The sequence below is a fragment of the Marinobacter sp. MMG032 genome (assembly GCF_040112695.1).
Classification (GTDB): domain Bacteria; phylum Pseudomonadota; class Gammaproteobacteria; order Pseudomonadales; family Oleiphilaceae; genus Marinobacter; species Marinobacter salsuginis.
This window is the reverse complement of record NZ_CP157802.1, coordinates 1,765,381-1,787,645: the sequence shown is the minus strand read 5'-3', so window position 1 is coordinate 1,787,645 and position 22,265 is coordinate 1,765,381. Positions and strand designations below refer to the sequence as shown.

Below are 22,265 nucleotides of genomic sequence, written 5' to 3'. Positions count from 1 at the left end.
GTGACGGATTAATTACCGTTAATACTATCCTGTTCTATCTATGTTTGCGGCAGAGCGGCACGGAGAGGATCGGAGGAGGTCGGAGATTTTTGAAAAAAAAGACTGCAAAATCAATGAGTTGATTTTGCAGTCCGGAGATTATGGATTTCGTGGCTAAGTGTTACAAAGTGTATATTTGAGACGGGGTTTACATACCCAGCCCGATAGAGCCAAGGCCTGCGGCCATTTTCATATGCTCAATCACCACCGAAATTACGTTCAGAATCAGGAACACAATAATGGGTGACAGGTCCAGACCGCCCATAGAGGGCATGATATTGCGCACTGGGCGCATCACCGGTTCCGTGATCTGGGCAACCAGCTGAATCGCGGGGTGGCCGCTGCCGGGAGCTATCCAGCTGACGACCACCACCGCAATCACTGACCAGAAGTAGATCTTTACGATCAGGTCAAGAACGTTCAGCACGGCCCATACGAGCAGAGTGATCGGATTCACGGCGGGGATGCCGCCATTCAGGGCAACCAGTATCAGGAAGAAAGTGATGCCCTGGATGATGACCGCAAGCACCAGCGAAGCGCCATCCACGCCGCCCCAGCCGGGAATGAAGCGGCGCAGCGGACGCAGCGGCGGATTGGTGGCCTTGACCACGAACTGGGAGATCGGGTTATAGAAGTCTGCCCGGGCCAGTTGCAGCAGGAACCGGAGCAGCACAATGGTCATGTAGAAGGTGGATGCGATCAGCAGGATGGTAATCAGAATGTCTGCCAGCATGAAGCCGTGTCTCCGTTATCGGTTACTGTTTGCCTGCCAGTTCTTTGGCCATTTCTTCCGAGCGTTTGAACGCCGCTTTGTAGGCTTTGGATACCAGCTCGCGCATCCCACCTTCCTCAAAGGTATTGATGGCCTGCTCGGTCGTTCCGCCAGGAGACATCACGTTGCGCTTGAGCTGGCCCGGGTCGTGCTCGCTTCTCGCGGCCATTTCGGCGGCTCCTGCCATGGTCTGGATGGCCAGTTCTCGCGCGGTTCCGGCAGCAATGCCTGCTTCGGTGGCAGTCTCTTCAAGCGCCTCGAGCATCAGGAAAAAATAGGCCGGGCCGCTGCCGGAGAGGGCGGTAACCGCATGGAGCAGGTTCTCGTCCTCAACCCAGAGCGCTGAACCGATGCTTTCGAACACCGATTCCACCATTTTCTTCTGTTTGTCTTTCACCTCTGCGTTGGCGAACAGGCCCGCGGCCCCTTTGCCAACGAGGGAGGGTGTGTTGGGCATGACACGGACCAACGGCAGCCCGCCTCCCAGCCAGCCGTCCAGTGTGTCAGCTGTCAGTCCGGCGGCAATGGATACCATGAGGGGGCGGGTATTCTGAACGACCGGCGCGATATCGCGACAGACATCCGCCATTACCTGAGGTTTTACCGCGAGAACCACCATGTCAGCCTGCTGGGCGCAGTAGCGGTTGTCTGTCGTTACGCTCACGCCGAAGCGCTTGCGGATTGTTTGAAGGTGCGCGTCATCCGGCGCGCTCACCCAGATATTGCCGGCCTGATAGCCGTTATCCAGCATACCGCCAATGATGGCGCTGGCCATGTTGCCGGCACCAATAAAAGAAATGGTTGGTGATGTGCTCAAGGTTAACTCCCCGGTTGATCGTTTTAACGTCCGGCCCTGATCATAGCAGGAACCGGCAGATTCAGCGCTTTACTGGGCGTTGGCCGAAAAGTGCGGTGCCGACCCGTACCCAGGTGGCGCCCTCCGCAATAGCAACTTCCAGGTCGCCGGACATTCCCATGGACAGCGTGTCAAGCGGCCCGGCGTCGGGATGATCTGCCCTCAGTTGCTTCAGGGTATTGGCCAGCTTCCGAAAGCTGGCTCTCAACCCGGATTCGGGCTGATCCGGATCCGGAATGGCCATCAACCCTCTCAATGTAAGGTTTGGCAGTTCGCCGATCTCAGCCACCAGGTCCGGCAACTCCCCAAGCGTGCACCCGGATTTGCTGTCCTCTTCATTAATATTGACCTGAAGGCAGATATTCAATGGTGGCAGTGCAGGGTCACGCTGTTCGCTGAGGCGACGGGCAATCTTGAGGCGGTCGACGCTGTGCACCCAACTGAAGGCAGAAGCCATCTGCCGGGTTTTGTTGGACTGGATCGGGCCGATGAAATGCCACTCCAGGCCATTAAGGTCAGACAGCGCCTCGATCTTTTCCAGGGCTTCCTGCAGGTAGTTCTCCCCAAAGGCATGCTGACCGGCCGCGAAGGCTTCCCGCAGATCTTCCGGCGGTCGGGTTTTACTTACGGCGAGCAAATGCACAGCCCCCGGCTCGCGCCCAGCCTGCAATGTTGCTTTTTGTATGCGTCGGGTTACGCTCCCGATGTTGTCTGCTATGCTGCTCATAGTGTGAGATTGCCACGCTCGGTCTGTCACTTGTACGGTGACACGTTACCCGCAGGTCACTGAAATGCCAAGTGAACCGCGCCGGGGCCCCGCCGGGCGGAAGCTACCAGGATAAAAGAAAAAGCCTTCCGAGGATTCCTATGGATATTACTGAACTGCTTGCCTTTTCGGCGAAACAGGGCGCGTCTGACTTGCACCTCTCTGCCGGCCTCCCCCCTATGATTCGTGTTGATGGTGATGTGCGTCGCATCAATCTGCCGCCCATGGAGCACAAAGAGGTCCACGGGCTGATCTACGACATCATGAACGACAAGCAGCGCAAGGACTACGAGGAATTCCTGGAAACCGACTTTTCCTTCGAAGTGCCCGGTGTTGCCCGTTTCCGTGTTAACGCCTTTAACCAGAATCGTGGCGCCGGTGCCGTGTTCCGGACCATCCCTTCCAAGGTGTTGACCATGGAAGACCTGGGTATGGGGCAGGTGTTCAAGGATATTTCGTCGGTGCCTCGCGGCCTGGTTCTGGTAACCGGCCCTACGGGTTCCGGTAAGTCCACCACCCTTGCGGCGATGATGGACTACATCAACGACACCCGGTACGAGCACATCCTCACCATCGAGGACCCCATCGAATTCGTGCACGACTCCAAGAAGTGCCTGGTCAACCAGCGGGAAGTTCACAGGGATACCCTCGGCTTCAACGAAGCACTGCGTTCAGCCCTGCGGGAAGACCCCGACATCATTCTGGTTGGTGAGCTTCGGGATCTGGAAACCATCCGCCTGGCACTGACGGCCGCGGAAACCGGCCACCTCGTATTCGGCACCCTGCACACCACCTCCGCTGCCAAGACCATCGACCGTGTGGTCGACGTGTTCCCGGCGGAGGAAAAGTCCATGGTTCGGTCGATGCTGTCCGAATCCCTGCAGGCGGTTATCTCCCAGACCCTGATGAAGAAAATGGGCGGCGGTCGGATTGCAGCTCACGAGATCATGATTGGCACCTCGGCGATCCGGAACCTGATCCGGGAAGACAAGATCGCCCAGATGTATTCGTCGATCCAGACCGGCGGTTCTCTGGGTATGCAGACCCTCGACCAGTGCCTGGAGCGGCTGCTGCAGAAGGGCCTTATTTCCCGTGAAGCAGCGCGGGCCAAGGCGAAGATGCCTGATAACTTTTAATTGGATTGCTCCCGGCCGTGTCGTTGGTGCCAGGAGCAGACGGGGAATTCATGAGACTCCCCGAATACAGTTTGACGGGTGGGGCGGGTTCCGCTTCCCGGGATTGTCTGCAGCATGGATGCTGCAGTCAAGCGTACATGGACGTATTCACAGCGTGTCCCGGGAAGCGGAACCCGCCCCACCCAAGCACCAAACGATGAAGATTGGGTACAAAAAATGGAATTCGAAAAACTGTTACGGCTGATGGTGGAAAAGGGCGGCTCGGACCTGTTTATTACGGCGGGCGTTCCCCCAAGCATGAAGGTGAACGGGAAAGTGCTCCCGGTCACCAAGAACGCGCTGACGCCGGAGCAGACGAGGGAGTTTGTCTACGGCGCCATGAACGACAAGCAGCGCGCCGAGTTTGAGGAAACCCACGAGTGCAACTTTGCCATCAGTGCCCGGGGCATTGGCCGGTTCCGGGTGTCTGCGTTCTTCCAGCGCAACCTCTGTGGCATGGTGCTGCGTCGGATCGAGGTGAAGATTCCGCAGATTGACGACCTGTCGCTGCCGGAGGTTATCAAGGAACTCGCCATGACCAAGCGTGGCCTGATCATGTTCGTGGGCGCCACCGGTACCGGTAAGTCCACGTCCCTGGCGGCCATGCTGGGGCACCGGAATCGCAACAGCCGGGGCCACATCATTTCCATCGAAGACCCGATCGAATTCGTGCACCAGCACCAGGGCTGTATCGTCACCCAGCGTGAGGTGGGTATCGATACCGAGAGCTTCGAGGTGGCCCTGAAGAACACGCTGCGTCAGGCGCCCGACGTTATCCTGATCGGCGAGGTGCGGACCCGGCAGACCATGGAGTATTCCGTGCAGTTCGCCGAGACCGGTCACCTGTGTCTGGCCACCCTGCACGCCAACAACGCCAACCAGGCGCTGGACCGGATTATCCAGTTCTTCCCTCCGGAACAGCACAACCAGATCTGGATGGACCTGTCCCTGAACCTCAAGGCCATTGTGGCCCAGCAACTGGTGCCAACACCGGATGGCAAGGGACGTAAAGCGGTTATCGAAGTGCTGATCAATACCCCGCTGGTGGCGGATCTGATTCGGAAGGGCGAGGTGCATCGTCTGAAGGAGCTGATGTCGAAATCCAACGAGTCTGGCATGCAGACCTTTGACCAGGCCCTGTATCAGTTGTACGCAGAGGGCTCCATTACCTACGAAGATGCCCTGGCCCATGCCGACTCTGCCAACGACCTGCGCCTGATGATCAAACTGGGTGCCGACGCTCAGGGGGCGGACAAGCTGTCTTCCTCTGTGGACAAGCTCTCAATACAGGACGACTGATACGGTCAAACTCTTTTTAGACTTTAGTTGTAGAAAGGTAGGCTCCTGAACCGTTAGGGATGGCATTTGAGGCCAGTAAGGGGTGGTGCGTATACTCCGCGCGATTCAATAAGGAGATACCATGCACCACAGATCTTCAATGCTTGCACGAGCCGTACGTTTTGCCACCCTTGCGGCGCTCGCCGCACCCGCCAGCACTCTCGCAGGCGGTTTTTCCCTCAATGAACAGAGCGCCAGCGCGATGGGCACCGCCAATGCCGGTGCCGCTGCCAATCCCGAGAACGCGACCACGGTTTTGTTCAATCCCGCCGGGATGAGCCAACTGTCCGGCACCAATATTTCTTTTGGTGCGGCGGTTCTGGATATTGATGCCGAGGCCAAGGAAGCTGAAGCGCGCCGCAATCTGCCGGGTCAGAGTCCGATTATGGCCGATGGCTCGCTGGGCGGTGATATTGCTGGTCCAGCCGTTTTGCCGAATTTTTACATGACTCACGAAGTCAATGAATCCATAGACGTGGGGTTTGGCATCCATGCGCCGTATGGCCTGGCTGCGGACTACGACGATGACTTTGTCGGACGTTTTTTTGCTGACGAAACCGAATTGACAGCCATTGCCTTCACCCCGTCAATCTCGGTAAATAATGGGAATGGCCTTTCAATGGGTGCGGGCATCAACCTTATTTATGCAGAGGGGCGCCTGACCCGTTATCAGGACTTGGCGGCCCAGGTTTACCCAAATGCTTTTGCTGCAGCCATTGGCCAAGGCGCAAGTCCCGCACAGGCTGATCGGGCAGCACGACAAGCAGTGAGTGGATATCAGGATCCTTACGCCGACATTGAGGGTGATGATATCGGAGCGACGTTCAGAGTTGGTTTCCTGTATGAGCTCTCGGATAAGACCCAAATTGGGTTGAGTGCCCAGACTGGAACCGAACTTGATTTGAAAGGCAATGCGACGATTTCCGACTTCCCAGTTCCCGGAGTGCCTGGTCAGACCACGACACTGTCGGAAAAAGTCAGGGTTCCGCTAGCTATTCCAGAGAGTGCAACCTTTGGCATTCGGCATAATCTTTCCAATCAAGTAACGCTTCTTGCAGGTGCGACTTACGCTAAATGGAGTCGTTTCGAGGAATTAGACATTGTCAGTAGAGAAGCGAATGGTCAGATTACAGCGGCACCACAGGAGGGCGCCATTCTCAGTCATGTGACTGAAAAGTGGCAAAATACCTGGCAATTCAATCTTGGTGGGATTTGGCAGGCAACGCCGGAATGGGCTCTAAAAGCAGGCTATGCCTGGGACGAGTCGCCTGTCGACGAGTATCTTACCGCACGTATCCCGTCCAGCGATCGGCATTGGCTGACATTAGGTGCTCAGTGGAAGGATGCCCAGAGTGGCTGGACGCTTGACGCGGCAGTAGGAACACTGCTTTTTACGGATGATCCAGCGTTTACAGAACGCAACTACCAGCACAGTAATCCGGATGAGGTAGCCGATCTGGCGCCGGGTGTCGAAGACCCGAGCTATTTCAAAGGTAAATATGAGCTTAGTGCCTGGAGTGCGTCCATTGAGGTAAGCAAGTCCTTCTGATCTCTCGTGAATCTGGTTGGCCAGCCCAAGGGCTGGTCAGCCAATAACCTGTCCCCGGTAAATCACCTTCTTCTTCCGTGGCGGGTCCAGCTTCCCTTCCTCCTGGTCGTCCGCCGATGCCGATGGGGCATCCGCTATCACCTGACCCCGATAGTTACGTTTGAAGCCGTCATCTTCCTCCTCGGGTTCGATGTTCAGCTGTGGAACCTGTTCCTTGAGAGTTTCCCAGGTACGGGTCAGCTGGCTTGAGCGGGTTTTTCGCGCGTAATCGGCCAGTTGTTGTTCCAGGTGCTCTTCCGTGAGGTGCAGTTTCACGCCGAATTCCGTGTGAATCAGGCGGCGGCACTGGTGAACCAGTTTCAGCACGCTGGGGTCCAGCAGCCAGCTACGTTCAGATGCCAGAGAAGTCATGGTTTGAGCCTCGGAGATGGATGTCACAACATGGCGCTGCCCGGATAATGTGGTGGGGCAGGGCGCCGACTCTACTCAAGTAGCGAATTTCGTGCCGTGACGGTGTCGATTCCGAAGAGAAGGCGTGTCCACGGCCTGCCGTGGAGTCCGGAGACTCACAGGCAGATTCGGGGGGTGGTACTGCGGTTGATTTCGGTGCGTTTTTGGCTTCCATGCCCTGTTCTGGGGCGAATCAGTGTGCTTCGTCCCAGTTGTCACCGGCGCCGGCTTCCACCAGCAGGGGAACGTCCAGTTCGGCTGCTGCCGACATGCGCTTCTCGAGTCCCGAACGGATTTTGTCGAGGGCTGACTCCTTCACTTCCAGAATCAATTCATCGTGAACCTGCATGGTCATGCGGGCCTCATCCGCGTGATCCTTGAGTAGCCAGTTCTCCACATCCACCATGGCCCGTTTGATGATGTCCGCGGCTGTGCCCTGCATGGGCGCGTTGATCGCCGTTCGCTCGGCTGCCTGCTGTAGCTGTTTGTTGCGGGCGTTGATTTCAGGCAGGTACAGGCGCCGGCCAAAGAGCGTCTCGACGAAACCGTCGTCATGAGCCTGCTTGCGGATGTTGTCCATGTATTTCAGGACGCCGGGGTAGCGCTCGAAATAGCGGTCGATGTACTGCTGGGCGACCTTGCGCTCAACGTCCAGTTGCCGGGACAGCCCAAAGGCCGACATGCCATAGATCAGGCCGAAGTTGATGGCCTTCGCACTGCGCCGCTGATCTGAGGATACTTCCTCCAGGCTGACGCCGAAGACTTCCGAGGCTGTCGCCTTGTGGATGTCTTCCCCTTTTTCAAAGGCCTTCAGCAGCCCCTTGTCGCCGGAGAGGTGGGCCATGATCCGCAGCTCGATCTGGGAATAATCGGCCGCCACCAGTTTGTAACCCTCAGGCGCGATAAAGGCCTGCCGTATTCGGCGTCCCTGCTCGCTGCGAATGGGTATGTTCTGCAGGTTGGGCTCGGAAGACGACAATCGGCCGGTGGCGGTGACAGCCTGATGGTAGGAGGTGTGAACACGGCCGGTGCGGTGGTGAATCAATTCCGGCAGGGTGTCGGTGTAGGTGGACTTCAGCTTGCTCAGGCTGCGGTGCTCAAGAATCAGGCGCGGCAGCTCATGCTCGTGGGCCAGTTCCTGCAGCACCGGTTCCGCCGTTGATGGTGCGCCCTTGGGGGTTTTCTTGATGACCGGGAGTCCCATCTTGTCGTAGAAGATTGCCTGCAACTGTTTGGTGGAGCCCAGATTGAAGGTCTCGCCGGCAACATCGTGAGCCTCTTTTTCCAGTTCCGCCATGCGCTCGGCCAGTTCCTGGCTGTGCTGGCGCAGCGTACTGGCGCTGATCAGGGTGCCTCTCTGCTCCATGCGCGAGAGCACCGGGACCAGTGGCAGATCGATTTCTTCATACACCGAAGCCAGTTTCCCGGTGGCTTTCAGCTGTGGCCTCAGGGTCTGGTGCAGGCGCAGGGTTATGTCTGCATCCTCGGCGGCGTAGGGAGCGGCTTTTTCCAGCTCGATCTGGTTGAACGTGAGCTGTTTGGCGCCTTTGCCAGCGATGGATTCGAAGCTGATGGTCTTCTCGCCGAGGTAGTGCATGGCGAGGCTGTCCATGTCGTGGCGGGTAGCGACAGAGTTCAGAACGTAGGATTCCAGCATAGTGTCCTCGGCAATGCCCTCCAGGGTGATGCCGTGGTTAGCCAGTACGTTCTTGTCGTATTTCAGGTTCTGCCCGACCTTGGCCAGTTGAGGATCCTCCAGCAGCGGCTTGAGCTGGTCGAGAACCTGGTCACGATCCAGCTGTTCGGGGGCGCCCATGTAGTCGTGGCCCAGGGGAACGTAGGCGGCTTCGCCCGGGTTGATCGCGAAGGAGACACCCACAATTTCGGCGTCAATATAGCGAAGACTGGTGGTTTCCGTGTCGAAGGCAAACAGATCGGCCGATTTCAGGCGCTCCAGCCATTGATCCAGCTCCTTCTGGTCGGTGATGACGCTGTAGTCTTTTTTACCGGCCTCTTGTTCGGGTTTGTCTTCTCTGGATTGGGGGTTGCCGGAGGATGAAGTCTCTTCCTGCTCCAGTTCGGCAATCCAGGTGCGGAACTCATATTCCTTGAACAGTTCGAGCAGCTGCTCGTCATCCTGCTCCCGAAGCTTCAGGTCTTCCAGGCCAAAATCCAGTTCCACGTCCGTGCGGATGGTGGCCAGTTCGCGACTCAGGGGTAGTGTTTCCGTGGCCTCGCGCAGGTATTCGCCGATCTTGCCCTTGATCTCGTCCGCGTGCTCGATGACGTTGTCCAGGTTTTCGTAGCTTTGCAGCCATTTGACCGCGGTTTTCGGGCCACACTTGTTCACCCCGGGGATGTTGTCGACCTTGTCGCCGACCAGGGCCAGGTAATCCACGATCTGCTCCGGGGTCACGCCGAATTTTTCCACCACGCCGTCCCGATCCATCCGGGTCTCGGTCATGGTATTGATCAGGGTGACGTGATCACTCACCAGCTGTGCCATGTCCTTGTCACCGGTAGACACCACCACATCAATGCCCTTGCTGGTCGCTTCGTTGGCAAGGGTGCCGATCACATCGTCGGCCTCAACGCCTGTCACTGTCAGCAGCGGCAGTCCCATGGCCTTGACGATCTCGTGAATGGGCTCGATCTGACAGGCGAGATCCTCCGGCATGGGCGGCCGGTTAGCCTTGTACTCTTCATACAGGTCGTGCCGGAAGGTCTTGCCCTTGGCGTCGAAGACCACCACCATTTTTGAGCCGGGGAAATCCTGCTCCAGGCGTCGGATCATACTGATAACGCCCTTGATGGCACCGGTCGGATGGTTCTTGCTTGTGGTCAGTGGCGGAAGTGCATGATAAGCGCGAAAAAGATAGGACGATCCGTCCACAAGAACCACGGGTGGTGTGTTTTTGCTGGTCATGTCAAAACAGGTCCGGAATCTGATTGAAGCGTGGGTTGGCTTGTGCAACTCTGTACTGAAATCGATGGACGAAAGGGTATCACGAAAATGAAACGAATCGCCTGCCCGGCTTTGTTGCTCGCCTGCCTGCCTCTGGCTGCCCTGGCGCAGGAGCAAGGCGCCCTGGATGAGACACCGGTGGCAACCCCCGAGGAGCCGGTGGTGATCTCGGATTACCAGCCGGCGAGCGAGGGCCCGGAGATTGTTATCCGGCCGGGTGAAAAGGAAGTGTTCTACGAATACCGGGTTAATGGCCAACTCATGGAAATCAAGGTCGTGCCGGAGGCCGGCCCGGAGTATTACCTGGTGCCGGCAGACGGTGGCGGCTGGATCCGGGAAACCGAGTCCGACATGCTGGTGCCCAGCTGGGTGATTTTCCGCTGGTAAACCGCAATCAGATCAGGTCGATGGTGACCGGCGATGAACGTCGGCTCTCCAGCCCCTCGATATCCACGGTGGTAATTGCAAACTCGTAAGCGCCCGGAGCCATCTGCGCCAGAGAGAGACTCGTTGTAGCGGGGCTTTCAATGCGGATTACCTTGAAGTTTTCCTGATGCCTCAGGCGGTAGTAAATTCTGAATTCGGCGATTTCTCCGGGTTTCAATGAGGAGCCATCTTCGCGCGTCAGCGGAGCCGTCCACCTTAGCTCTCTCCCCTCGGTCGCCGAGTATCCGGATCCTTGGGAATCTCCTCTGCAGCCAGCAAGAAGGAAAAGCGTGGCCAACAAGGGCAGAAGAATTCGGGCCAATGGCAGATGTCGTGGTCTACTGGTGATCATCGTTACTCACATACGTGCCGGAAATCGGCCTGATTTTGGGAAAAGCGTATGGAGCCAGAATAAAACGGGGAGACGGGCTTCTTTAACAGCCCGGCATTATGCCAGTCCGGTTTTCAGGATCAAGTGAATAATCCGTAAAACCCCTTATCCGTGCACCTCCTGCTTTTAGTATGAACATTCTAATTTTAGGGCGTAACTTTGATTGTGAGATTAAAGAAAGGCCCTCGTTGCACTGGTTTCGACAGGGTCTTGAAACCTTCAGGAAACCAAGGAGATTCATCATGGGTAAACTCAAGTCCTATCAGGAACAGCTTCAGGAAATCGTCGACAAAGGCATCAATGCCGCTGAAGAGCAGCAGAAAAAACTGGCTGCCAAGCCGTTCGACTACGCAGAAAAGCTGGAGTCCGAAGCGCGTGAATACAGCGTGAAGACCTTGCGCAAGCGCTACAACGGCTACAGCGATAGCCTGTTCGAGCAACTTCGCAACCTGAACAGTCGTTTCGGCAGCTTCGCTGGTGACCTGGTCGCCAAGCTGGAGAAAGAAGCCGCAGAAGGCGCGGATGCCGTGGCAGAAGCCGCTGAAGACGTATCTGACGCTGCCAGGGATGCCAAGAAATCAGTTGAGCCGAAGAAGCCGGCTGCCCGCAAGACCACTGCGCGCAAAACCACTTCTACTGCCAAGAAGAGCACCGCTTCCGCCTGAGCTGCGGATAGCGTCTCACCGACAGGTGAGTGAAATGAAAAAGGCCGCCGGTTTTACCCGGCGGCCTTTTTGTATGCAGGTGCGTTCCAGAAAAAATCAGTCTTCGGTTTCGGTGTGATCGAGTGGTACGGTCCGCGCCTCGCCAGTGACCTCTTCCAGGCGCTCTATGTCGGCCTCGAAGGCCTTGCGCAGCTCTTCGATTTCCTGGGTTTGTGAGGTGATTTCCCGCTCAATATCCCGTATCTGGGATTCCAGGCGCCGGATTTTTTCCAGCGTGGCCTCGGGAATCTCGCGACCGGCCCGCTCCATGTTGGCGGCACGGCTCTGTTCGCTATCCAGCTGACTGGATATCACCGAAATGTTGCCTCGCTTGAGCTGTATCAGGCCCTCAAGCTCCCGGATTTTCCGATGCATGGCTTTTACCGCCTGATCCGGATGGCTGAAGCGCTTCAGTAGCGCGCGGTCCTTCTCGCGTTGCTCCGCGATTTCCTTCTGGCGCTGCTTTTCCGCTTCCCGGGCGGCAATCTCTTCCTCGGTTGGCGCTGGCGGAATGGTCTCAATGACGCGGCCATTGTTGCTCAAAATGTCATAGCCACGTTTGGTGGCTTCCTGGGGAATGGTGCTGCTGATGACGATCTGGCCGTTTTCATCCGTGTAACGGTACATATTGGCCGCGACCTGGGCAGAGAAACCCAGGGCAAGCGCCAATGCTGTAGCTTTGACAGATATTGCGGTCAGACGATTGGCCATCAATCAGACTCCGTAACGATCCCGATAACTGGCCACCTTTTCGGCATGCCCGGCGAACTCCGGGTTGGCTTTGAGGTAGTCCAGCACTTGCTCAAGACGAATGATGCTCACCACCGGGATGCCGAATTCCTTTTCCACTTCCTGGATGGCGGACAGTTCGCCATTACCTTTTTCCTGACGATCGAGGGCAATAAGCACGCCTGCCGGTTCGGCCCCGGCAGCCCGGATGATGTCGATGGATTCCCGGATCGCTGTTCCGGCAGTGATTACATCATCAACAATCAGTACCTTGCCCTGTAACGGTGCGCCAACTATGTTGCCGCCCTCTCCATGATCTTTCTTTTCCTTGCGGTTAAACGCAAAGGGTTTGCTGTTACCGTCTGTAGCCAAGGCCATGGCGGTAACGGTGGCCAACGGAATGCCCTTATAGGCAGGGCCGAAAATAATGTCATAATCCAGCCCGCTGCGTGCTATCGCGGCGGCATAAGCCTTGCTTAACTGAAGCAGGTCGTCCCCGGTATTGAACAGACCGGCGTTAAAGAAGTAGGGGCTGGTTCGGCCCGACTTGAGCGTGAACTCACCAAAGCGTAGTACATTCCGGCGGATGGCAAATTCGATAAATGTTTGCTGATAGTCGTGCATGACAAGGCTTCTGGCGGGTGTTGATCTTTAATTAGCGCGTAAAAACGGTATCATACACACAAACCGAATCAGGGAACACGTATGCGGGTAGTATCAATCAGCGTCAATGGCCTCGCCCAGGCTGTTGAAAAAGGCTTTTTCGACTGGCTGGCAGAGCAGGACGCTGACGTGGTCTGTGTCCAGGATCACCGCATGCGCGCCTACGAGATTGAAGACTACAACCTGATTCCGGAAGGGTACGAAGCCTATTTCATCGATGGTGAAAAAAACGAGGATGGCGGTGTCGGTATCTACACCCGCCATTTCCCGAAAGCCATCATGTACGGGTTCGCCAATGAACAGGCAGATCGCGAAGGCCGGTTCATTCAGGCCGATTTTGACAAGGTGTCTGTCGCCTGCGTGCTGGCGCCCTGCGCCCTTGGCCGAGAAGAAGAGCTGATCGGCGAGGACGACCTCACGGTGCTGGATCACAAGGACGAGTTCATGGAGTCCTTCGGCCTGCACATGCAGAAAACACTGCGCAAGCGTCGGCAGTTCATCTTCTGCGCCAACCTTCAGACCGCCCATCACGTAACCGATGCCAGCCCGCTTTACCACAAACTGGATTTCTCCGGCTTTCTGCCCCACGAGCGTGCATGGCTGGATCGCCTGTTCGATGAAATGGGCTGCGTTGACGGTTTCCGTGAGATCAACAAGCAGAGCAACCAGTTCACCTGGTGGCCCGAGCAGGCCGAGGGTTCCCGCAAGAATGCCGGCATCCGTGTGGACTACCAGCTACTCACACCGGGGATTCGAAAGACCATCGAGGACGGCTGGATCGACGACTCAACACGCTTCTCCGATCACGCCCCCGTGATAATGGATTACGACATCGAAATCGGCTTCTAAGCTCTGAGGAAGGCGCCTGCGCGGCAACGCTTTCCCAGACACGCTACAAGCACATCCATGTGCGCTTGAATCGGGCCATCCATGGCCCTCAACAGTCTGGGAAAGCGTCACCACGCAGGCGCCCCATGCTTGTGAGGTTTTTCGAACAGTAGCGTGTCCCGGAAAGGTTTCCCCCTCCGGACACGCGGGCTGCTTAATCAGCAGTCGTCAGGCCTCCAAAGCAGCCTTTTGAATCTCAAACAACTGCTCGATACCTTGTTTGGCCAGAGTCAGCATGCTGTCCAGCTCTGACTGGTCGAACGGAGCTCCTTCCGCTGTTCCCTGGATTTCAATGAAGCCGCCCTGGTCAGTCATGATCACATTCATATCAGTCTCGGCTTCGGAATCTTCCGGATAGTCCAGATCCACCACCGGCGTGCCTTTGTAAACACCGACTGAGAGTGCAGCGACCATCTGCTTGAGGGGCGATTTCTTCAGGCGCTTCTCGGCGACCAGGTGGTTCAGGGCGTCCACCAGCGCCACGCAGCCGCCGGTGATCGCCGCGGTGCGGGTGCCGCCATCGGCCTGGATGACGTCGCAATCGATGGTAATGGAGTGTTCGCCAAGGGCGGTCAGATCCACCGCAGCACGCAGGGAGCGACCAATCAGGCGCTGGATTTCGACGGTGCGACCACCCTGTTTGCCGCGGGCAGCCTCCCGACCCATTCGGCTGCCCGTGGAGCGGGGCAGCATGCCGTATTCGGCGGTGATCCAGCCCTTGCCTTCGCCCCTGAGAAATGGGGGAACCTTGTTTTCGACGGAGGCGGTGCAGATGACTTTGGTATCCCCGAATTCCACCAGCACCGAGCCTTCGGCATGACGGGTGTAGTTGCGGGTGATTCGAACATCTCTGGGTTGCTCGGGCGTTCTGCCGCTTGGACGCATAGTATTTCCTGAAATCATTATTGAATGTCCGGGCGCGTGTCCCGGTCGAACGTTTGTCGAAAAGGCCGGTCAGTATAACACGTTGGTGTTGGGCTTTTGTCCGGTTCGCCGACGCTGTTAAGAGCCTGTTAGACTGGGTTTATCATTATCTATCGAAGCGGAGCCAACATGATCCGAAGTATGACCGCATTTGCCCGCAAGGATGTCCAGGGAGACTGGGGTACGCTGACCTGTGAAATCCGGACCGTCAACCATCGATATCTGGAGCCCTCATTCCGGTTGCCGGAGGCTTTCAGGGAACTGGAAAACCGGTTTCGGGAAGAGCTGAGAAAACAGCTGAAACGGGGCAAGGTGGATGTGTCCATGCGCCTGCAGTCTGCAGAGAAGGCGTCCCAGAGCTTCGAGATCAGCGAAGACATGGCCCAGGCGGTGAATGAGGCGGCCAACCACATCAACCGGATGCTGGATAATCCGGCCCACATCAATGCCCTGGATATCCTCAGATGGCCGGGCGTATTGTCTGTGCCGGAGCACGATTACAGCCCTGCAAAAGAGGCTGCTATAGGACTCTTCGAACAGACCGTGTCCGACCTGGCCTCGGTGCGCGAGCGTGAGGGGGAGCGCCTGCGGCCTCTGTTCGAGGATCGCCTCAATACCATGGGCAGTCTTGTCGCCGATGTGCGTAAACGCATGCCGGAATTGCTGGATGCCCAGGAAAAAACGCTTCGGGAGCGATTTGAAAAAGCCAAAGTGGAGCTGGATGCCGAGCGGGTGGCCCAGGAGATGGTCATGCTGGCCCAGAAGAGCGATGTTGCCGAAGAATTGGATCGGTTAGACGCGCATATTGGCGAGGTGACGGATACCCTCAAAAGCGACGACGCTATAGGCCGGCGGCTCGACTTCCTGATGCAGGAGCTGAACCGGGAGGCCAATACCCTGAGCAGCAAGAGCATCGATGCCGGCGTCACACGCATTGCGGTGGATCTCAAGGTGCTCATCGAGCAGATGAGGGAGCAGGTGCAGAATATTGAGTGATGTTCTTGGGGGTTCGACGTTGTTCTTGATGGCATTATAAATCAAATAGTTATGTAATTTTGACGCTCATAATGTTCGTGTAAGTTCTGCCAAGTTTGGGTAGTGATGGGTAGTAGATTGGGGAGTATTTTCTCGCTATATTGTATCGGCGAGATTGTACTCCCCAATTTTTTTAAGGCAGGAAAGTGGGCAAGCTACACGACAAGACCGTCAAGAAACTGATCAAAGAGAAGCCATCCGTGCGGCATGCCGATGGCAATGGTCTCTACCTCATGACCCCGAAGCGCGGCGATGCCTACTGGATGCTGCGCTATACCACCCCAGCTACCAAGCTCCGGCGCGAATACACCATCGGCAAGGTGGACGACTGGTCATTGGCCGACGCCCGTGATGAGGCGGCGAAGCTGAGGTTGGCGATCAAGCGTGAGGGTGCTGACCCGGTTCAGGAGCGGCAGAAGGTCAACCAAAACCCCTTCAAAACGCTCAATGACCTGTACGCGGACTACTACGAGCTTCGCAAACGAGAAATCGCGTCCCACCATAAAGAGAAGAGCCTGTACGAGCGTGAGGTCGCCTGGCGCATCGGAAAGGTGGAACTTGAAAAGATCCGACCAGTGGATATCAGTGAAATCCTGCGGGACGTGGCCACTGGCTATGACGACAATAAGCCCCGCCCAACCCTATCAAATGATTTGATGCGCCTGCTGAGGAACCTGTTTGATCATGGCATCAAACTGGACGTCACCAGGTTCAATCCAGCCTCGCCATTCCGTCCCAGGGACGCCGGCGGGGAGGAGAAGGCCGCCAACTACCCAATGAATGAAGACGAAGTCACCGAGTTCTTCACCAAACTCCGGGTGATTCCGGCGCAGTTCAGCCGTGAAAACTACCTGGCCTGTGCTTTGTTGATTGCGACCTGTACGAGAAAAATGGAGCTGCTGGCAGCGCCTTGGTCGGAATTCGATCTGGAGAACCGTATCTGGTACCTGCCCGAGGAAAGGACCAAAAAGAGAAGGGCCATCGATATCCCGTTGGCGGAGCCCGCCGTGGAATGGCTGAATGAGCTGAAGGTACGTTCCTGCGGTAGTGAGTGGGTATTTCCAGCTCGCAGGATCAGTAAAAAAGCACGGACGCCGTTTGTGTGTGAAAACACGCTGAACCATGCGCTCAAGAAACTCTTTGAGAAAAAGTTCTTTTCGTTCGACAAGCGCCGCGTCCACGATCTGCGTGGCACGGCCAGGACGAAGCTGGGCAAGCTTGGTTTTGATGACAATCTGGCTCAGCGCTGCCTGAATCAACTGCCCGGCAACCGGACGGACCGGGTTTATAACAAGCATGCGTACTTTGAAGAGCGAAGAGCGGCTCACGAGGCGCTCTGCGAGTGGCTGGCGCCCATCGTGAGAGGTGAAGTCAGCTCTGGAGGGTAAAGGGGCCAGATCAGGCCCCTTGTTGCTCAATCCAGGCCAACAGATCCGACAGGCGCCAGGCCACTGAGTTGCATCCCAGCTTGAGTCGTGCCGGAGCCACTCGCTTTCGTTCCAAGGTCCACCACTGCGTCCGGCTGACGGCTGTAATCGCTCGACGGTCCGACTCCCGAACCAGCCGCTCACACTGTCCAGAACGAGCCAGCAGCTTGGCGCGCACCTCCTCCGAAGGCGGACTGAAGGTCTTGTTACTCATTCTCCGTTACCTCCGAATCAACACTGGGATAAGTGGGAAACTGGGAAAGTCCATCTCCATCCGGTAGCGCTTCCCAATACGCCTTGATGCGATCAGGCCACAGGGCGAAAAAACGCTCCGATCGATCCCGTAGCTTGATTTTCATGGTGCCACGGCTCTGTTCATTGGTTTCCAGGAAATCTCTCTGGATCAGCGGCTCAATTTCCCGGGTGTATCGACTTCGAAGGCCAAGCTCCTTGATAAGAGTATTTTTGGGTATCAGCCACTGCGTCTCACCGGCCACTTTGCGTCGCAGACCAATTGCTCTTCCGTAATCCCCCCGCTCTATGTCAACGAGACGGTGATTCCATTTGTAAATAGCATCGCGAAGGCGGGCCAACAGGCGGTACTCCTCCGAATTGAAGATGTGACCCCGGCTCCGAAGCCAGGCTCCAACGACTTGGTGTACTGCTCGAACCGACTCCGCTTCCGTCCAGGGGAGGAGATAGTTCCGACATGCCAGGCATAGTGCAGCGGTGATCAGTGCGAACCGCCTGATCACTCGGACGACTTGCGAAGCCATATGAGGGGTCTTCCATTGCTCCGTCAACCGGGCAACCTCATTCTGGATGTAGCTGGGTAGGTCATTCACATCTTCTGTAAGACGCTCGAGCCAGTGCCGGAACAGTGTGCCGTGGTAGTGCCCGGTACGGCTTTTCAACGTGTCCACGAACTCTTGGGCACTGTTGAATCCATGCAACTTGTCAAAGGCTCCAAACCTCCCAAAAATCGGAATCTCGACAAGTCGGGTTTCTTGGCCGGCTTTAACCGACTTGCCTATTTCCTGAAATACTTCCGATAGCCATACCTCACCGGTACTTAAAGCCAGAGTTCGCCAGTGCGTTTGTGCAGTAAGGTCCCCTGATATATTCGCACGCAACTTACTGGCACCGGTCATTATATGATACGTCGCTACATCGACATCTTCCGGGCGCGCCAGGCCAATTTCATCCAATGCCAGCAACATGTCATTGTGCTCAGCAGCCACGGCTGCCAAGCCATTGGCAGTCGATACCCAGTTCCGCACAAACGTTGGTGCACCACACACGCTCGCGGCCGCCTGCAGTAGTGTCGTTTTACCGCTGGAGCTATTGCCGCCGAAGTGAAAAGCCCCATTTTCAATCTCCGCATGCTTCAGCAGTGGTGCCGCAAGGGCTACCCCAATGCTGAACATCGCCAGCGGGTTGCCCTCACACAGCTTCCCCACTTGAGCTTGCCAATCCTGGAGAGAACCGTTTTCCTGAAGTAGAGGGGAGGTTGATAGCTGCCCGACGAAGTAGTGCTGCTCATCCGCCTGACCTGCCGTCCAGCTACTCGTCGCGAAGATGGGGCCGTGCCAACCTGTACGGTCGACGGTTGTGGCCGGCGGCGCCTTTGCCATTTCCTCAAGCAGGTAGCGTTGTAGTCGTGCCCAACTGATATTGCCAGGCTCCAGCGGATAGCCGCTGTCCACGAGCAGCTCCCGTATCTGTCGGGCGTTATCGCCGTTCAGGTTGCGCGCATACACCACCTCGCGGAGCAGGACGTTGTCCATATTTTTCCACTGCAGCAGCGCACCGTGACCGTGCTTCTTGTTGGAGAGTCGGGTTCTGGCAATAACCTCAATCCATCCACCAACTCTTTGCCATTCATCAGAGCTGAAGCAGTACAGGCCAGAGTCTCTCAATTGAAATTTCATTTGCCCCTCCGTCACAACCGATCCAGCCAGTTTCTAACATCCTGGATCCGAAACCTGACGGCTCGACCTTGCGGGTTTGGCTTGATGGGGGCGGGGAAGCGACCTGATCGGACGTATCGACGTAGCGTGGCTTGCGATAGCTGAGTGACGGCGCACACTTCTTCGTATGTGAGCAAGCGCTCGTTGGTCTCGCTAGAAAACATGTGTTTCATTATCTACTCCTGGTTCGTTGATTAACGGCAGGAGTGATTATTAGTAATCAGGAGTCAGGACCAGAACCGTGAAATTGGCCATTTTGGGCGCAAAGAGAAAAAAATTATAACTAGATGAAATTAAAGGTTAACTTCTGTCATTAAGGCGATTTTCATGGGAGCCTCATCGGTTTACGAGCAAAATCTGGCGAAATGTAAGCAATCGCTGTTACCCGCCACCATCACGGCATCATTTTGTGAAGCGGTAATGCGCATTGACTTTCACATGTGAAAGTCAATGCTGGACGTGATCAAAACAGCCTCTTAAAGAGCCTTTTCGAGGCCCTGTTATTTTACGGGGCATGTCCATATCACAACGGGGCTCCAAAAGGTCTCTTCCAAGCCCTTTGTAAGTGCCCCGAGGAAGTAGCGGGAATTGTCGTAGCGACGACAGTCAGTCCGGTTCCATCAAGCCACCGGATACCGGTGTTTTCACTGAGGTGGGAGGCCAGGGTCCCAAATAAATAATGGAGCGCGGATCCTTCAGCCCATGCGAGCTATTTCATGGCGCGTGGGAGCGCAGCGGCAAAGTCCCAAATCAGGTAGTCACGTGGACAGGAATTGGAAAGGTCCCATGGCTTGGAGGAAGGAATCTGCCTCCGCCCCCGCCTTTGTGTCCAAAAAGGACAAAAGCACATGGCAGCTCAAAGCACTCGACGGATTACGATTGTTGGCAAATCCATAGCGAGGAGCCAGCCATGAGCAAACGAATGACTCACCAGGAAATCTGCGAAGAGTGGGAGGCGGTCAGCCGAGCCCAAAATGTGAACCACCAACGTGGTATCAAAGCCGCCATAACGCAATGCCGTCAGTTTCTGACGGCGATTCACCAGCAAGCGGACGTGGAGCAAGCAAGGTACCGCTATCTGGCGCAGCGGCTCTGTGATCACTTCTGGTCCCACAACATGGCTCATCGTACCGACAAGACACCCGGCTATCCCGGGCACTTCGGCTGCCGCGTTCGACTCAGAAAAAGAAAACTGGAATTGTCCTGGTACTACAACCGCTTTATCCCGAAGAAGAGTGGCGAGGGCCGATCAGTTTTCAGTGAGTACATCCGCAAAGAAGGTCGGTTCCGCTATCACAAACCGGCCTTCACGCGGGCACAGGACTGGGAGAAACCGCTCATCATGGAAACTGAGGACGGTTTTGAAATGTTGCGAAGGCTCAATGCCAACCAGGCGGAGCTTTGTCGAATCGTGCGGAAAAGCGAGCGCCTCCTGAAAAATCTGGAGGAGCACCTCGGTGGACTGAAGGAGGCGACCAGCGGGAGTTCAAGCCCCTCCAACGAGGAGGGATGAGGGCTGTTGGCGGTAAAAGGCATGCCGCTCACACCGCAGGTGTTGATTGCGTGGGGCTATTGATGGGATCGCCCAGATTTCAGGTGGCTATATATGCCGTTCTTTGCTGGTCTATCCGGGTCAAATCGGTTGAATGCAGCGTGGTACCTCTATATATTGATCAGTCAATGTAGTGTAGGGCTGTTCCGCCCATGAGACCGTGCCGCCTCAGATAAGGTGGCAACACCATCGCCCATAGGAAGCGAAAACATGGCCGAGATGGAAGATCGCTGGTTATCCGTAGACGAAATTGGCAAGCACCTCGGTGTCAGCAATGACACCGTGTACCGCTGGATCGACAAGCACGCAATGCCCGCCCACCGCATGGGGCGATTTTGGAAGTTCAAAAAAGTCGAAGTGGATGAGTGGGTCAAGGGCGGTGGAGCCGCTGAGACGAGCAAAGGTGAGCGTTCCGAATGACCCAAGGCCGGTATCGCATCTCCTTCACGTCCGGCAGCCTGTATCACCGCGAATCGGTGAAGTTGGCCGAGCTGTACCTGTCGCTCCGTGACTGGGAAGATGTGCGGACTCAAGCTCTACATGACAACCTGCTACAGGCCAGAACAGAAAGCACGGCAAAGCGCACCTGTAGAGAGGCGATTGCACGCCTGAAGACGTTGACCGAAAGCGAACTGACTTTCCTGGCCGAGGCAAACCACCAGGACCAGGCTCACCTTCTGTGGGTTGCCGTGTGCCGCCTGTACCGCTTTATCGCGGACTTTGCGGTGGAAGTGCTACACGAACGGTTTGTCGCGATGAAGCTGGATCTCAGTTTTGAGGATTTCGATGCCTTCTATAACCGTAAATCGGAATGGCATGACGAACTGGATAATGCCAGCGCCTCAACGCGCGATAAATTGCGGCAGGTCCTGTTCAGAATGCTGCGGGAGGCAGGGTTGTTAGCTAAGGACAAAACCATAAACGCAGTTCTGCTCAGCCCCAGGCTGGTTGAGTTGCTGCGTCAGAACAATCCTGACGAGTTTTTCTACTTCCCAGTCTATGAATCCGATATCAGGGGGATGTCAGCTTGAAAAAGGACATTGCCAAAATGCCGATGCAGGAGCGACTACAGCACCTGTTTAGCGTGGTTTCCGGCCAGCGGTTCCTGAACAAACAGGGACTGGGTAATGAAGTGCCTTTCTTCATCTGTCCCTACCGGCCTGAAGAAGCGGTCGAGATGGAGCGTCTTCAGCGGCAGTTGGTTAACCGGCTGGAGCAGGCGGGCATCCGGATCCTGAGTATCAATCTGTACGACCTGGCCGTCGATATTTTGAAAGAAAGAGACATCTGGGAGCAGGTGTTGGAGCTCGAGCCCACGGTCTCAAAGGATCAGCTGAAAGAACTGCTACAGGGAGTGCTGGACCCGGAAGCCCATTTGGTGCCCGCTATTGCGGCAAAACTCCAGTCCGTTGAGTTTGACGTGCTGTTTCTCTCAGGGGTGGGCGAGGTTTTCCCCTACATACGCTCCCATAACGTGCTCAACAACTTGCAGAGCACCGCCAAAGACCAGCCAACGGTGATGTTCTTTCCGGGGTCCTATACCCACTCGCTGGAAACCGGTGCATCGCTGGATCTGTTCGGCAGGCTGCATGACGACAAGTACTACCGTGCGTTCAACATCTTTCATTACGAAGCCTGAGCGGACG

24 protein-coding genes are annotated in these 22,265 nt (G+C 56.2%); 12 read left to right on the top strand and 12 right to left on the bottom strand.

What is annotated here, in order from left to right; translation table 11 throughout:
* Positions 1-187: 187 nt before the first annotated feature.
* The 3 genes from ABNF92_RS08265 to ABNF92_RS08255 form a co-directional block, all read right to left on the bottom strand.
* Positions 188-772 carry a YggT family protein gene (locus tag ABNF92_RS08265; protein ID WP_064228405.1) on the bottom strand — a complete coding sequence of 195 codons (585 nt, stop codon included), beginning with the start codon at positions 770-772 and terminating at the stop codon, positions 188-190.
* A 22-nt stretch (positions 773-794) separates the two neighbouring features.
* Positions 795-1,628 carry a pyrroline-5-carboxylate reductase gene (gene proC, locus ABNF92_RS08260; protein WP_069184767.1) on the bottom strand — a complete coding sequence of 278 codons (834 nt, stop codon included), beginning with the start codon at positions 1,626-1,628 and terminating at the stop codon, positions 795-797.
* Between the two features lie 61 nt (positions 1,629-1,689).
* Positions 1,690-2,394, bottom strand: a complete 705-nt coding sequence (locus tag ABNF92_RS08255; protein WP_153634884.1) for a YggS family pyridoxal phosphate-dependent enzyme — start codon at positions 2,392-2,394, stop codon at positions 1,690-1,692.
* Between the two features lie 140 nt (positions 2,395-2,534).
* Between ABNF92_RS08255 and ABNF92_RS08250 the strand changes: the two genes are divergently transcribed.
* From ABNF92_RS08250 to ABNF92_RS08240, 3 genes are all read left to right on the top strand, one after another.
* Positions 2,535-3,569, top strand: coding sequence for a type IV pilus twitching motility protein PilT (locus ABNF92_RS08250; protein ID WP_058091364.1), 1,035 nt, complete (start codon positions 2,535-2,537; stop codon positions 3,567-3,569).
* A gap of 216 nt (positions 3,570-3,785) precedes the next feature.
* Positions 3,786-4,907 carry a PilT/PilU family type 4a pilus ATPase gene (locus ABNF92_RS08245; protein ID WP_069184769.1) on the top strand — a complete coding sequence of 374 codons (1,122 nt, stop codon included), beginning with the start codon at positions 3,786-3,788 and terminating at the stop codon, positions 4,905-4,907.
* A 121-nt stretch (positions 4,908-5,028) separates the two neighbouring features.
* The gene (locus ABNF92_RS08240) at positions 5,029-6,495 is read left to right on the top strand and encodes an outer membrane protein transport protein (RefSeq protein ID WP_349343878.1); all 1,467 of its coding nucleotides are present in this window, start codon (positions 5,029-5,031) and stop codon (positions 6,493-6,495) included.
* Between the two features lie 36 nt (positions 6,496-6,531).
* Here the strand turns inward: ABNF92_RS08240 and ABNF92_RS08235 are convergent, their stop codons facing one another.
* Together ABNF92_RS08235 and polA are read right to left on the bottom strand one after the other, a co-directional pair.
* Positions 6,532-6,906 (bottom strand): hypothetical protein, encoded by a 375-nt coding sequence (locus ABNF92_RS08235; RefSeq protein WP_069184770.1) that lies wholly within the window; start codon positions 6,904-6,906, stop codon positions 6,532-6,534.
* 232 nt (positions 6,907-7,138) lie between these two features.
* Positions 7,139-9,871 carry a DNA polymerase I gene (polA, locus tag ABNF92_RS08230; protein WP_349343877.1) on the bottom strand — a complete coding sequence of 911 codons (2,733 nt, stop codon included), beginning with the start codon at positions 9,869-9,871 and terminating at the stop codon, positions 7,139-7,141.
* Between the two features lie 87 nt (positions 9,872-9,958).
* Between polA and ABNF92_RS08225 the strand changes: the two genes are divergently transcribed.
* Complete coding sequence (locus ABNF92_RS08225) at positions 9,959-10,297, top strand: DUF2782 domain-containing protein (protein WP_069184772.1); 339 nt, start codon at positions 9,959-9,961, stop codon at positions 10,295-10,297.
* 7 nt (positions 10,298-10,304) lie between these two features.
* Here the strand turns inward: ABNF92_RS08225 and ABNF92_RS08220 are convergent, their stop codons facing one another.
* Positions 10,305-10,514 carry a fibronectin type III domain-containing protein gene (locus ABNF92_RS08220; protein ID WP_228290016.1) on the bottom strand — a complete coding sequence of 70 codons (210 nt, stop codon included), beginning with the start codon at positions 10,512-10,514 and terminating at the stop codon, positions 10,305-10,307.
* Positions 10,515-10,969: 455 nt separating this feature from the next.
* Here ABNF92_RS08220 and ABNF92_RS08215 point away from each other — a divergent pair, with 455 nt between their 5' ends.
* On the top strand, positions 10,970-11,392 hold the full coding sequence (locus ABNF92_RS08215) for a hypothetical protein (protein ID WP_349343876.1): 423 nt from the start codon (positions 10,970-10,972) through the stop codon (positions 11,390-11,392).
* Positions 11,393-11,488: 96 nt separating this feature from the next.
* Here ABNF92_RS08215 and ABNF92_RS08210 read toward each other — a convergent pair whose 3' ends face one another.
* The gene (locus ABNF92_RS08210; protein ID WP_349343875.1) at positions 11,489-12,142 is read right to left on the bottom strand and encodes a DUF4124 domain-containing protein; all 654 of its coding nucleotides are present in this window, start codon (positions 12,140-12,142) and stop codon (positions 11,489-11,491) included.
* Positions 12,143-12,145: 3 nt separating this feature from the next.
* Positions 12,146-12,784 carry an orotate phosphoribosyltransferase gene (gene pyrE, locus ABNF92_RS08205; protein ID WP_069184776.1) on the bottom strand — a complete coding sequence of 213 codons (639 nt, stop codon included), beginning with the start codon at positions 12,782-12,784 and terminating at the stop codon, positions 12,146-12,148.
* Positions 12,785-12,865: 81 nt separating this feature from the next.
* Here pyrE and ABNF92_RS08200 point away from each other — a divergent pair, with 81 nt between their 5' ends.
* Entirely contained in the window at positions 12,866-13,672 is an 807-nt protein-coding gene (locus tag ABNF92_RS08200; RefSeq protein WP_209399032.1) for an exodeoxyribonuclease III, read from the top strand.
* A gap of 207 nt (positions 13,673-13,879) precedes the next feature.
* Here the strand turns inward: ABNF92_RS08200 and rph are convergent, their stop codons facing one another.
* Positions 13,880-14,596, bottom strand: a complete 717-nt coding sequence (rph, locus tag ABNF92_RS08195) for a ribonuclease PH (RefSeq protein ID WP_136630813.1) — start codon at positions 14,594-14,596, stop codon at positions 13,880-13,882.
* A 168-nt stretch (positions 14,597-14,764) separates the two neighbouring features.
* On the opposite strand from rph, the gene ABNF92_RS08190 reads away from it, so the two are divergent.
* Both ABNF92_RS08190 and ABNF92_RS08185 read left to right on the top strand, forming a co-directional pair.
* Entirely contained in the window at positions 14,765-15,631 is an 867-nt protein-coding gene (locus tag ABNF92_RS08190; protein ID WP_349343874.1) for a YicC/YloC family endoribonuclease, read from the top strand.
* Positions 15,632-15,816: 185 nt separating this feature from the next.
* On the top strand, positions 15,817-17,058 hold the full coding sequence (locus tag ABNF92_RS08185; RefSeq protein ID WP_022987607.1) for a site-specific integrase: 1,242 nt from the start codon (positions 15,817-15,819) through the stop codon (positions 17,056-17,058).
* Positions 17,059-17,068: 10 nt separating this feature from the next.
* On the opposite strand, the gene ABNF92_RS08180 is transcribed toward ABNF92_RS08185, so the two are convergent.
* The 3 genes from ABNF92_RS08180 to ABNF92_RS08170 are packed head-to-tail and all read right to left on the bottom strand — an operon-like array spanning position 17,069 to position 19,231.
* Positions 17,069-17,311, bottom strand: a complete 243-nt coding sequence (locus ABNF92_RS08180; protein ID WP_023008356.1) for an AlpA family phage regulatory protein — start codon at positions 17,309-17,311, stop codon at positions 17,069-17,071.
* A complete protein-coding gene (locus tag ABNF92_RS08175) occupies positions 17,304-19,028 on the bottom strand; it encodes a DUF927 domain-containing protein (RefSeq protein WP_022987608.1) in 1,725 nt (574 codons plus the stop codon). Before ABNF92_RS08175 ends, ABNF92_RS08180 begins: the two co-directional genes overlap by 8 nt.
* 11 nt (positions 19,029-19,039) lie before the next feature.
* Positions 19,040-19,231, bottom strand: coding sequence for a helix-turn-helix domain-containing protein (locus tag ABNF92_RS08170; RefSeq protein ID WP_031209892.1), 192 nt, complete (start codon positions 19,229-19,231; stop codon positions 19,040-19,042).
* Between the two features lie 746 nt (positions 19,232-19,977).
* Here ABNF92_RS08170 and mobI point away from each other — a divergent pair.
* The 4 genes from mobI (at position 19,978) to ABNF92_RS08150 (ending at position 22,258) form a co-directional block, all read left to right on the top strand.
* The gene (gene mobI, locus ABNF92_RS08165; protein ID WP_023011724.1) at positions 19,978-20,580 is read left to right on the top strand and encodes a conjugative transfer protein MobI(A/C); all 603 of its coding nucleotides are present in this window, start codon (positions 19,978-19,980) and stop codon (positions 20,578-20,580) included.
* A 249-nt stretch (positions 20,581-20,829) separates the two neighbouring features.
* Positions 20,830-21,039: a helix-turn-helix domain-containing protein gene (locus tag ABNF92_RS08160; protein ID WP_008174223.1), complete on the top strand. Its 210-nt coding sequence runs from the start codon at positions 20,830-20,832 to the stop codon at positions 21,037-21,039.
* Complete coding sequence (locus tag ABNF92_RS08155) at positions 21,036-21,650, top strand: DUF1819 family protein (RefSeq protein ID WP_022988852.1); 615 nt, start codon at positions 21,036-21,038, stop codon at positions 21,648-21,650. Before ABNF92_RS08160 ends, ABNF92_RS08155 begins: the two co-directional genes overlap by 4 nt.
* A gap of 17 nt (positions 21,651-21,667) precedes the next feature.
* On the top strand, positions 21,668-22,258 hold the full coding sequence (locus ABNF92_RS08150) for a DUF1788 domain-containing protein (protein ID WP_011784100.1): 591 nt from the start codon (positions 21,668-21,670) through the stop codon (positions 22,256-22,258).
* Positions 22,259-22,265: the final 7 nt, after the last annotated feature.